Source organism: Streptomyces sp. NPDC045678 (assembly GCF_056432085.1).
In genome coordinates, this window is the sequence record NZ_JBWKJS010000003.1 from 681,900 (window position 1) to 693,311 (window position 11,412).

Consider the following 11,412-nt stretch of genomic DNA (forward strand, 5'->3'; position numbering starts at 1 on the left):
CGGCGGGGAGAACGCAAGGTCCGTACGCGGGCGGCCGCCCCGGCCCCGCCGTCGTCGCCGGGGCAGATCGGGATCCGTAGTCTCCTGGTGCCCGAACGGGGCCGGGAGAAGACGGTCACGCTGGACCCGGGGGCCTATCGGTGCTCGGTGCTGGTGGCCCAACTCGCCGATGAGTGGCTGAAACTGGCGCGGGGCACGGCTCTGCGCAGTGGCGGCCAGAGCTATGCCCACGGAGTGAGGAACCTCGCCCGGTTCGTCGACAAGCACCTGCCCACGCTCGGCCTGGACCCGCAGAAGGTCCGGCTGGACGGGGATGCGGTCGATCTCGTCGCTGTCCTCTACGCGTGGGAGGCCGCCATGCGCGAGGAGAGCGGGGCGGAATCGGGCAACTCCTACGATCGTGCAACCTCGGTGCTGGCGCTGATCGCGAACCGGGCGGCCTGGGACGGGGCGGTGCCGGAGAGCCTGCGGCTGCGAGCGCAGGCCCGTCCCGCCTTCCGCAAGCCGCCGGAAGAGCCGCTGGACGAGTTCTCCAACGCCGAGCGGATCGCGCTGCGGGACGCCTCCCGGGCGGCGATTCGGGCGATGGAGGAGCGTCTGGCCTGGGGACGGGAACTGCTGGAAGCCGGTGTCGATCCCCGGCAGGACAGCTGGAGGAAGCTGGAGAACCTGGTCTGGGCGGCCCGGTTCGGACTGCTCAACTCGGCGGCGCTGACGGCGAATCTGCCCGCGCACCCCAAGTGGTGGCCGCAGCCGTTGCATGACGTGATGCTTGAGCCGTCCCCGGACGGCAAGTCCCGCCGCCCCGGCATCCGGCAGCTGGGCCGGGGCGTCGGGCGGCTGCTGTTTCCCGACGACATGGATCTTCACCCCTTCCGGGTCCTGATGCTCCTGGGCATGGCTGACACCACGCCCGAGGAACTGAACGACCTGAAGCTCGGCGATCTGGAAGTCACCGATGGTGGCCTGCGGGTAGTCCAGAGCAAGTTCCGGGCCGAGCGGATCCGCGCAGATCTTCATCCCGCGACTGCCGCCGGTGAGTACTTCGCCGGAGCGGGCGCCTGGGACGTCCCGGGCCTGTTCAGGCGCCTGCTGGCAGCCACAGAGCTGAGCCGGGAAGTGTTCGCCGACGTGGACCCGTGGCTGATGCTGGAAGTGACCCGCGAGGCCAAGGACGGCTCACTCAGGGCCGGGGTCTGCTCGTTCAAGCGGACGGATCGCCGCTTCACCCACTGGATCGCGCAACAGCGTGATGCGGCGGGCAAGTTGCTGGAGATATCCGAGCCGCATGACGCACGCCGCCTGCGCAAGACCGCGAAAGTCGTACGGGCCACGGTCCTGGGCGGAACGGTGTCCGACCTGGCCGGTGATGACCACCACGTCGAGGTCTATCGCAATCACTACGCCCACGGCACGACCGCGCACATCCTGGCTGGCCGGGCAGTCAACCGGGCCCAGGAATGGGTTTTCGGTCGCACGATCCAAAGCCCTGTCCTGGTTGCCGAGGAAGCCGAGAAGCGGCTGGAGGACGCCGAGGTCGCAGCCGATCTCGGCCTTGAGGCGTCGCAGGCCAAGGCGATGCTGGCGGGTGAGCTGGACATGGGGCTGGTGAACTGCCGCGATCCTTACGACTCGCCGCACAGCGCCCGGGGCAAGGTCTGCCATGTTGCCCCGGCGATGTGCATGCTCTGCCGCAATGCGGTGGTGTTCACCTCCCAGCTGCCGCGGCTGCTGATGCTGGCGGACCACATCGAACGGATGCGGGCCGCCCTGGACCCGCCCCGCTGGCAAGCCGTCTGGGGGCGGCAGGCCGCCGCCCTGAACAAGATCTTCGCCGAGTGCGGCGAACTCATCCCGGCCGCCCGCCGGGAGATCGACGAACTGGGCCTGCGACTGGACCTCCCCCTGGGCCAACGAACGGAGTTTGACCGATGACGGCCCGCCCCGCTCTTGCCCCCACCGCCTTGGCCTCGGAGCGGTTCGGTGACGACGAACCCGTCTTCGGCACCGGCTACCAGCTGCTGGCAGGAGTGAAGGTTCCCGTCTTCGGAGACCTCGTTGCCTGGTCGGGCGACTGCATCGGCAGACGGGCCAACTTCAGCCGCTCGGACTGGACGCTCTACTTCCCCACGGACGACGCGCTGGCGTCACTGCAGCTGCGGGAGTTCGCGTTCTCACTGCTGAACCCGACCCATGCGCGGCTGCGGCAGGCATCCGTCTACCTCCTCGCGGAGCCGGCGCCGTTCCTCTCGGTGGTGGCGGACTGCCGGAAGCTGCGGATCGCCTTGCGGATGGCCCGGGAACACAACTGGCCCGAGGACTTCGGACGATGGGAGACAGAGCACTGGCAGGCACTGATCGCCGAGCGTCTGAAGACAGTTGAGCCCAAGACCCTGACCGGCGACATCGCGGCAGTGCGGCGGCTGCGGCAGCTCACTTCGGTGATCACTGGGATGAGCGCGTTCGAGGACCCCTGGGAGGGGCGTCCCGCTCTGCACGTGGTGAAGGAGGCCGAGGCGGACGCCACTCCCGTCAACGACGGGCTGTCCACCACGGCCATCCCGCCCGAGACCTGGTGGCCCTTGCTGCGGGCAGCCTGGACCTATATCCACACCTTCGCCCCGGACATCCTGCGGTGGAAGACGGAGTTCGAGGAGCGGGCCGAGACTCTGGGCAAAGGAACAAAGCCGCCCCGCAAACGCAGAACCCCGATGAGCGCGGACGAGGCGGACGCGATGGTCGCGGCCTGGCTGACTGACCCGGCCAACCTTGTCCCCCTGCACGAGAAGCCGTTCCGGCAGGCACCGGCAGGCTCCCCGATCTGGACGACCCTGAGCCAGATGATCTCCCACGGGCAGAACCGTTTCCTGTTCGCGATCCGCCCGGGCGTCCACCACGACCGTGTCGAGGCCCGCAGAGCCAGCGTTCTTGCCGCCGTCGAGCAGGGCCGCGGCTGGACGGTTGGACCCCGTGAGGTCGGCCGGCTCACCGCGGGAGGCCGTTACCGCCCCAACGGCGCCCACCCCACCCGGGGCACACTCGACGACGACATGAAGAAGTGGCTGTCCGACCCGGCCAACCTGGTGCCGGTCCGGGCCGAGGACGACGATCAGGGTGATGCCGGGACGCCGATGCTGGGCACCTTGGCACGGATGATCTGGGGCCTCCCGCGTTATGGCCACCGCTTCGGCATGACGGCGGCCGGACACGAGCGTCGACGGGTGGTCGAGGCGGCGGTGGCCGCTGGCCAATGCCAGGCTGTCGGGCAGCGCGGAAGCCGGGGCTATCGGCTGTTGCCGCTTCAGACCTCCGGCGCGGCCCAGGTCACGCGAGGGGACGGCAGCACGGGACCCTGGCGGACCCGGATCACCCATGATGAACTGGGCGAAGAACTGCGGATGTTGCGGGCATCCTGCTACGTCTTCATCACGGCGTTGAGCATGATGCGCGACTCGGAGGTCCAGGAGATCACCCGGGAAGCGGTGGGCAGCCACTTCGGCTCGCCCGCCGTGAAGTCCCGCAAGACCAAGAAGGAGCCGACCCGGCCGGAGCGGTTCTGGTGGATCATCGAGCCGGTCGCTGAGGCGATCGCCGTCGCTGAGAAGGTCTCCTGGCACCCGACCCACCTGTTCGCCACCCTGGAGCCCCCGACGCGGGGCGAGACGAGCTACAAGGGACGCCCCGGCATCATCGCGGGCGACGAGATCGACTACTTCATGGACCGGGTCAATGCCACCGGCGACCGCTTCGGGCTGGCGAAGATTCCGCAGGCACACGTGCGCCCGCACATGTTCCGCAAGACGATGTCCCTGATCACCAGCCGGGAGCCGGACTCCGAGATCGCTCTTGGGCTGCAGCTCAAGCACGCCGCACGCCGGGCGATGTCGAACCGGACGACCCAGGCATACGGGCGGATGGACGCCTCCTGGATCAAGGAGTTCGACGATCAGCTGGAGCACGCGGCGGCCCTCAGACTGGTCGAACTGCTCAAGGCCCGCCGCAGCGGCGACGTGGTCGCGGTCGGCCCCGGGGCAGCCCGGCTGCATGCCGGCCTGGACAAGGTCATCGCCGCGGTCGACAGCGACTCCGAGCTGCGGGCCCAGATTGCCGACGAGCGTCTTCAAGCCTCCCTGCTGGCCTCGGAGTTTCCCGAACTGCACTTGGGCACCTTGAACCACTGCCTGTTCGACGCCCCGCAGGCCGAATGCCAAAACGAGTTGCCAGAGGATCAGCGGGGCCGGGCCCCGCTGATCGGGGCCTGCCAGCCTGACCGCTGCCGCAACTCGGTGATCACCCGGGCCCACGCGCCGATTTGGGTCGCCGAAGAGGAGGACCTGACCGCTATGGCGAAAGAACCCCGCATGGCGCCGCCCCGCCGCGAAGCCGTCCTGATCCGGCTCGACGACGTCCATCGCATCACCCGCGCACTACGAGAAGAGGGAGCCGCCTGATGCCGGTGTCCGCCGCGACCGAGACGAAGCTGCGGGAAGCCATGGCCCGGCTGCTGGCCGGAGAGCCCCTGCACACCGACGGGGCCCTGACCAAGGAGAACCTCGCTCGCGAGGCCAAGGTCAGCCACGCGACCGTCCACCGGGCCGAGGCCATCCTGGCCGAGTGGGACACCAAGGTCGCCCGCCCGGTCCTGCGCACCCCCGGCGAGGTTCAGAGGGACGAGACGATCGCCGACCTCCGCAAGCAACTGCGGGAAGCGAAGAAGCAAGTCAGTGAAGTCCAAGGCAAGATCGACGCTCTGGCCACGGTTGCCGCGAACCTCTACGCGGAGAATCTCGGACTGAAGAAGAAGCTCGGCACCAGCCGTCGGCTGGCCTCAATCCCGGCCCAGGAGGGCTGATGCGGCAGCCTGACGGCGGTGACCGAAGCGACGTCCTCGAAGCCCTGCCCGCCCAACCGCACAGAACCGGGACGCGACATGCCCCCTGAGCCCAGCCCGCCCCCGACCATCACTCTCGATGGCCAGCAGGCGGCGTCCCTCGCCCGGCTGCTGCGGGAACTGGAGCGGTTCTTCGACGGCTGTGACGAGACCACTGCCGATGCCATCGCGGACTTCTTCGACCTCCACCCGGCCGCAGAGGCATACAGCGCGGCCATCTGCCATCACGCCGACACCCTGGAGAAGGTTCTGGGCACCTCGTCCGCAGAGGTGGCCGAGTCGCAGGCCCGCCACCTTCGCGGGCTTTCCCGTCCTGGAACAGGTAGTTGAAGCAGGACCGAGCGGCTCGAACAGGCGGCTGAGCACAGAGATTCGTACGCGATGGTGCACGCCAGAGTCGTACGCGACTGAGTACGTTCACTGGTACGTCCCCCTTCCTCGAGGAAGGGGGGACAGACCGCTCAGCCGTCGGTCTGGGCGGGGGTGAGGTGGAGGGCGAAGACGCCGAGGGCTTCTTTCTCGGGTGGGTAGATGTCGCGGATCGCGGCGGTGAGCTGGTCGTGGGTCATGTCCGGGCCGCCGATCGCGGCCGCGTCCTCCGTCTCCAGCATGGCGTTGAAGGAGTCGTACTCCTTCACGTCGGTGACGCGGCGGGTGAGGGTGTCGTCGCCGCAGCTGATCCGCAGGAGGTCCCCGGCCGTGATCTTGCGGATCTTGGGATAGCCGACGCGGACCTCGATGGTTTTGGCGCCGCTGGCGATCAGGTCGAAGTAGGGCTTGCGGATGTTGAGCGTGTGCTCGGCCATCACGGTCTCCTTCACGCTCCAGTGGGTGCGGTGGGCAGGGCCGGGCGGGCGGCCGCACCGGCGGCGGCGAGCCGTTCGCGCAGGCCCTCGACGGCCGTCTGGCGGGGATAGCGGCGGGTCAGGAAGGCGGTGAGGTCCCCGGCCCGGCTGCGGACGGAGTCGACAACGCGGGCGGAGCCCAGGGCCTGATGGCCGAGGGTGACGGCGTCGTCGGGGTCGCCGAGCTGGGCATGCGCGAGCGCCAGGTCGATGCGGGCGATGGCTTCGCGGCTCGGGGACCGGGATGCTTCCGGCGCCGACTCATAGGTTCGCAGCGCGTGTTCGGCATGCTGGCGGGCCTGTTCGGCCTGGCCGAGCCAGATGAACGAGGTCGCCGGATACGAGGTGAGGGCATAGTCGGCGAGCGGGGCGGTGTCCATGCCGAAGCGGCGGGCCGGGCGGGGCGGCAGATGCCGATAGGCGTCCTCGGCGGCCTGGAAGGCGGCGGTGAACCCTTCGGCGTCGCCGTCGGCGGCGGCAGCTCTGGCGGCCTGGGCATGCAGGCGCACGGTCAGCGGATGCCCGGTCGGCGCTTCGGTGAGGCCCTTGAGGGCGGCTTCGCGGGCTTTGACGGGCCGTTGTTCATACAGGTTGATCGAGGCGGCGGCGTCCATCGCCCACGCGCACAGCTGGCCGTGTCCGGCCTGCTGGCCCTGGACGAACGCGTCGGTGGCGAACGCCAGGCCGGTGCTGGCGTTTCCGAGGTCGTGGGCGAGCCACGCTAGGAGTTCGGACAGCCATCCGGCGAATGCCCGCAGGTCACGTTCCTGCCGGTGGGTGTGGTCGTCGGTGAGGAACCGGTCGACCTTGCGCCGGTAGTCCAGCACGGCGTCGAAGACCGCCTTGGGCGGCTTGATCGAGTATGCGCGGTTGAACTCGGTGACCGCGAGGTCGAGGTGGTCGAGGGTGCCGGAGCCGAGCGAGGTCGCCTCGGCCTGCCGGGTGAACTCCATGGCCTCGGCCGCGGCCGCTTCCAGGATCTGTGCTGCGGTGGCCGGGGCCGTCAGGGCCAGTCCGGCGAGCTTCACCGCGTCGCGACGCTTCGTCTCCTCCACCTCCGCCCCGTCAACCGGGCTGGTTCCCCTGGCACTTGCCTGCCCTGCGGGGAGTGTCGCACCCGTCGCGGTCCCGCTCCAAAGTGGATCAGAATCCCCGGGCGAGTAGTCGTGGGCGAAGCCCAGACAGACAGGGCTGGTGGCGAACAGGCGGCACAGCAGGTCCTGATAGTCGGGGCTGGGCAGGTGGCCGGCTTCCCAGTCCTTCCAGGACCGCTCCGACAGCCCGACCTTGGGCAGGCCCTGGTCGGCGACGAGCTGGTGGGCGGCGGCCACAGCCTGGGTGACGGTCCAGCCCGTCGCCAGGCGGCGGCATTTGAGGAGACGGTGGCCGCAGTGGCCATGGATCTCGGCGGCGATCATCGAGACCACGAGGGGCGGCACGGGGTCGGGGGATCCGGCCTGGCCGAGTAGGCGTTCGCGCAGGGCCCGGCCGCAGGAGACGTCGTGGACCGGCTTTGATCGTCTGGCTGCTGCGGCTCTCACGGGATGCCTCCCCCGAACGGCACACGGACGGCGCCGGGTTGCGCCGCTGGTGCTGACGAAGATTGCTTGCCTGCCCCACCGGACGGTCAAACCCCCGCCGCCGGGCGGCCTGCCCGCCCTCCGTGGGCGGCGGCACCGCCCATGGAGGGCGGGGACCTCTCACTACCTGCGAGAACGCTGCCGGGCGACTCTGATGACGGCGCCGCGTCCGGCCGACGAACCCTCGTCCGCTCCTCCGACGGCGAACCGGGCATCCGGCCGGACGCGTCGCGCCCCAACCCCGTCCGCCACCGCCTCGGCCCCCGGGCCGGGGCGGGAGTTCGAGAGGGACGTCATGGATGACGAAGTACGGCCTCTGCATGCCCTGTCCGGGCAGGTCGCCCAGCTGGACCGGCTCGACGGACAGCTGGTTGAGCGGCTGCGGCACGAGGCCCTGACCGCCCCGGCGCCCTGGAAGGCCGCCTACGGCGACTACCAGTCCGGCGGCTGGTGGACCACCTCGCTGATGAACCCCACCGGCGACGCCGCCGATGTGAGCATCGCGGACGGCACCGCCCGCCCCACCGGCCTCCTCCAGCAGATGCCCGCGACGGCCGGGCTGCTAGCCGACCTCGGGTTGTCCTACATGTGGGTTCGGCTCGCAAGGCTGGAGGCGAACGCGTTCCTCTGGGAACACCGCGACTACGACGAGCTGGACCAGGTCGAACGGCACCGCCTGCACATCCCGCTGCACACCAACTCCTCCGCGTTCCTGGTCACCGGCGGCACCAAGGTCCACATGACCGGCGGGCAGATCTGGCGGCTGACCCCGACGTTCCCGCACGGGGTCTGCAACCTGCTGGGCCCGGACCGAATCCACCTGATCGCGGACGTCTACGCCGACGACGCCTACAGCCATCTCGCGGAGCGGTCGCAGCTGCATCCGTCGACCGCCGAGCCGCTGCCCACCGCCTCCCAGGCCGAGCTGGCGGACAGGCTCGCCGACGCCCGCCGTCTCGCGGACCTGGGCTACGTGGATGCGGCGGAACAGCTGCTGCTGCGGCTGTTCTACTCCGCCGCTCTGCCGGAGGGCACCGGCTACGACCTGATCGCCGACCTGCACACCGCACTCGGCGACATGGAGGCCGCCGGCCGCTGGAGGGCCGCGAGGGACAAGCTCCTGGCCCGCACCGTCTGCTGACCCGTTTCCGCTGTCCGCGCGACTCCCCGGCCCGGAAGGAACCGCTCATGCCCATCGCTCTGCCCCAGACCCCGGCACCGGCTGAACTGCAGCTGGCCGCGCTCGCCGAGGCCAACCGGCCCCGGCAGCTGCCGCTGCTGACCCGCATCGCCGAACTCCTCGCCCTGTCCCCAAAGGTGACGCACCTGGTCGTCCGCGGGTCGCTCGCTTCGGGCACCGCCGACCGGCTCTCGGACGTGGACTTCCTCGTCGGCGTCCACGACGGTGCTCTGCCCGCGTTCACCGCGGCCCTGGACGATCTGATGACGGTCGCGGCCGGGGCTCTGCTGCCCGGCTGGCGCGACAGCATCGTCGCGGACCTGGGCGGCATCGGGTTCGTCTTCCTCGTCCAGCACGAGGGCAAGCTCCAGCAGGTCGACCTCTACCTCGCCCCCACCTCCCAGATCCCCGCCGCCCGCCGGAAGCTCGCCGGGAAGGTGCTGCTGGAACGGCCGATCGGCACTCTGACCGCCTCGCAGGTCGAGGCCGCCCGCACGTTCGTCACGGAGCACACGGGCCGTCCGAGGTCGTGCACCGAGCTGTTGATCGAGCACTTGGTGCTGGCGGTGCTGCTGCACAAGCGGATCCAGCGCGGACAGCGGTTCGTCGCCTACGGCGAATGGCACCTGCTGCACACCGCGACGAAGGACCTGATCAAGACCGCGCTCGTTCCCGGGTCGCGGTTCTGGGGCTGGTATCAGCTGCGCGAAGAGCTCGCGCTCACCCCGATCGGCCGGGCCTGCCTCGCGGACCTGGACACGGCGATCACCTCCCCGGCCGTCCCCACCGCCGCCGACGTCGAGACGGCCCTGGACCGAGTGCTGGCGCTGACCGAGCGGGCCTGCCCGAACGCCCTGGACGGCCTCGCGGACGCCGTCACCGCCTACCGCACCTACCTGGAGCTGGCATGACCACGAGAGACGAGAGCGGCATCGCGGTGTTCCTCGGCGGCGTCGTCCCGCCCTCCGACACCGAGGAGCACATGGCCGAGCAGATCGGCGGGCTGCTGGCGGCGGCCCAGTTCACGCTGCTGCACGGCGGTTACAACGGGCTGATGGAGGCCGCCGCCCGCGGGGCCGCCGCCAAGGGCGGCACGATCGCCGCCCTGACCCTGGCCAGCAAGCGGCAGGAGTGGGGCGAGCTGAACGAGCACGTCACCGAGGCGACCTACCTGAAGACCCTCGGGGAACGGCTCGATCACTACTTCGCGCACGCGGACGTGGTCGTCGCGATGGGCGGCGGGGTCGGCACCCTGCACGAGCTGACGGCCGCCCTCTACTACGCGGGCAACATCCGCCCAGTCCCTGTTTGGATCACCGGGCCGACCGCCCTGAACCTGCTGTCGTTCCTCAAGCAGGAGAAGTGGCTGTTCGAGTCCCCGACCCGGCCGCTGGACTTCATCACCGAGATCCCGACGGCAGCGGACCTCGCCGGGGCCCTATCGGGGCTGATGACCGGCACGGACGGAGGCGAGGCATGACCATCACCCCCACCACGATGCTGCCGCTGGCGGGGCGGCTGGCCGCGACGACCTGCGTCCGCGGCCCGTTCGAGCTGGCGGACGGACGGATGCTGGATGCGTACTTCGACGAGTACCAGCTGGCCGCCGACCCGCAGCTGCTGCACGACGTCGCCGACGCCATGGCCGCCCTCATCCCGACCGATGCCCAGGTGCTGGCCGGGATCGAGCTCGGCGGCGTCCCGCTCGTCGTCGCCCTGTCCGCGGCGACCGGGCTGCCGGCCGCGTTCCTGCGGCGGGCACCCAAGGGCTACGGCACCCGCCGCCAGGCCGAAGGCGCCGCCGTTGAGGGGCGGCGGGTGGTCCTGGTCGATGACGTGGTCCGCTCCGGCGGGCAGCTGCTGGCCATGGCCCGCATCCTGCGGACCGCCGACGCGCAGGTCACCGACGCGCTCTGCGTCCTCGAACGGCCACTCGGCGGGCGGCTGCTGCTGGAGGGACACAAAATGACACTCCGGTCACTGCTGCACGAAAGCGACCTCCCGACGAGTGGGGCGGCGTCATGACGGGGGCGGTGCTGTTTGACCTGGACGGAGTGCTGCTGGACAGCCGCCAGGCGGTGCTGGCCACTCTCGCCGGGGTCGCCACCGCCGCCCTGGGGCGGCGGATCACCATCGCGGACCTGCCGCCGGACGCGGTGACAACCCCGAGGGTCGAGGTGCTGTCCGCGCTCGGCGTCAGCGAGCCGGACGAGCTCTGCGAGATCTGGTGGGACGTCGCCCTGGCCACCGCGGCCGGCACCCGGCTCTTCCCCGGTGTCCTGGAAGGGCTCATGGCCCTCAAGGACGCCGGGGCCGCGACCGGGCTGGTCACGCTGCAGACCCGGAACCGGCTGCCCTGGCTGCTGCCCCCGGCGGCCCTCGCACTGCTGGACACGACGGTCTGCCGGGAGGACGCCGAGCCCAAGCCCGCCCCGGACGGGATCTTCCTGGCTCTGGCCCGCCTCGCCGTCGCCCCGCACACCGCGGTGTTCGTCGGCGACACCCTCACCGACCGGGCAGCCGCCTTCGAGGCAGAGGTCGTCTTCGCCGGGGCCGGATGGGGATACGCCGGACCGGCCGCCCTCGCGGCCGCCGGCTGCCCGGTGATCTTGAAGGACCCGTCCGAGATCGGGCCCGGCCTGCTCGCTCTGAGCTCGGCCGGGCAGACCCGGCAGTGGGTGTCGGCGCCCGCACGCTAAGCGATCTTGACTGCGGATTCGCTACAGTCGGTGCTGCGGCAGGCCAGGACAGCTGCTCTGGTGGTCTGCCGCGACATCGCTTTGATCAACGGAATCTGGAGTCAAAGGTGCGGCCCATGGGGGCGCGAGCTATCTGCGTCGAGCTGGAGAACTGAGAACTTCCTCAGTCCCTGTTCTCGGCCCGGCTCGGCGTGTGATCTTCCCCCACCACCTTCCG

The 11,412-nt window shown here is 70.4% G+C and carries 11 protein-coding genes; 9 read left to right on the forward strand and 2 right to left on the reverse strand.

Features of this window, described 5'->3' with window-relative positions:
- Window positions 1-87 precede the first annotated feature (87 nt).
- The 4 genes from AC07DO_RS14115 (at window position 88) to AC07DO_RS14130 (ending at window position 5,221) form a co-directional block, all read left to right on the forward strand.
- On the forward strand, window positions 88-1,935 hold the full coding sequence (locus AC07DO_RS14115; protein ID WP_479059496.1) for a hypothetical protein: 1,848 nt from the start codon (window positions 88-90) through the stop codon (window positions 1,933-1,935).
- On the forward strand, window positions 1,932-4,451 hold the full coding sequence (locus AC07DO_RS14120; protein ID WP_479059498.1) for a hypothetical protein: 2,520 nt from the start codon (window positions 1,932-1,934) through the stop codon (window positions 4,449-4,451). Before AC07DO_RS14115 ends, AC07DO_RS14120 begins: the two co-directional genes overlap by 4 nt.
- Entirely contained in the window at window positions 4,451-4,852 is a 402-nt protein-coding gene (locus tag AC07DO_RS14125; protein WP_479059500.1) for a hypothetical protein, read from the forward strand. The genes AC07DO_RS14120 and AC07DO_RS14125 overlap by 1 nt, the downstream gene beginning before the upstream one ends.
- A gap of 78 nt (window positions 4,853-4,930) precedes the next feature.
- Complete coding sequence (locus AC07DO_RS14130; RefSeq protein WP_479059502.1) at window positions 4,931-5,221, forward strand: hypothetical protein; 291 nt, start codon at window positions 4,931-4,933, stop codon at window positions 5,219-5,221.
- Window positions 5,222-5,352: 131 nt separating this feature from the next.
- Here AC07DO_RS14130 and AC07DO_RS14135 read toward each other — a convergent pair whose 3' ends face one another.
- Both AC07DO_RS14135 and AC07DO_RS14140 read right to left on the reverse strand, forming a co-directional pair.
- A complete protein-coding gene (locus AC07DO_RS14135; RefSeq protein ID WP_479059504.1) occupies window positions 5,353-5,697 on the reverse strand; it encodes an ASCH domain-containing protein in 345 nt (114 codons plus the stop codon).
- 11 nt (window positions 5,698-5,708) lie between these two features.
- Window positions 5,709-7,277, reverse strand: a complete 1,569-nt coding sequence (locus tag AC07DO_RS14140; protein WP_479059506.1) for a tetratricopeptide repeat protein — start codon at window positions 7,275-7,277, stop codon at window positions 5,709-5,711.
- A 334-nt stretch (window positions 7,278-7,611) separates the two neighbouring features.
- Here AC07DO_RS14140 and AC07DO_RS14145 point away from each other — a divergent pair, with 334 nt between their 5' ends.
- From AC07DO_RS14145 to AC07DO_RS14165, 5 genes are read left to right on the forward strand one after another with little or no spacing between them, the layout of a single operon-like run.
- Window positions 7,612-8,457, forward strand: coding sequence for an aspartyl/asparaginyl beta-hydroxylase domain-containing protein (locus AC07DO_RS14145; protein ID WP_479059507.1), 846 nt, complete (start codon window positions 7,612-7,614; stop codon window positions 8,455-8,457).
- Window positions 8,458-8,504: 47 nt separating this feature from the next.
- Entirely contained in the window at window positions 8,505-9,407 is a 903-nt protein-coding gene (locus AC07DO_RS14150) for a nucleotidyltransferase domain-containing protein (RefSeq protein WP_479059509.1), read from the forward strand.
- On the forward strand, window positions 9,404-9,976 hold the full coding sequence (locus AC07DO_RS14155) for an SLOG cluster 4 domain-containing protein (RefSeq protein WP_479059511.1): 573 nt from the start codon (window positions 9,404-9,406) through the stop codon (window positions 9,974-9,976). Before AC07DO_RS14150 ends, AC07DO_RS14155 begins: the two co-directional genes overlap by 4 nt.
- Entirely contained in the window at window positions 9,973-10,521 is a 549-nt protein-coding gene (locus tag AC07DO_RS14160; RefSeq protein ID WP_479059512.1) for an orotate phosphoribosyltransferase, read from the forward strand. Before AC07DO_RS14155 ends, AC07DO_RS14160 begins: the two co-directional genes overlap by 4 nt.
- Window positions 10,518-11,195 carry an HAD family hydrolase gene (locus AC07DO_RS14165; protein ID WP_479059513.1) on the forward strand — a complete coding sequence of 226 codons (678 nt, stop codon included), beginning with the start codon at window positions 10,518-10,520 and terminating at the stop codon, window positions 11,193-11,195. Before AC07DO_RS14160 ends, AC07DO_RS14165 begins: the two co-directional genes overlap by 4 nt.
- Window positions 11,196-11,412: the final 217 nt, after the last annotated feature.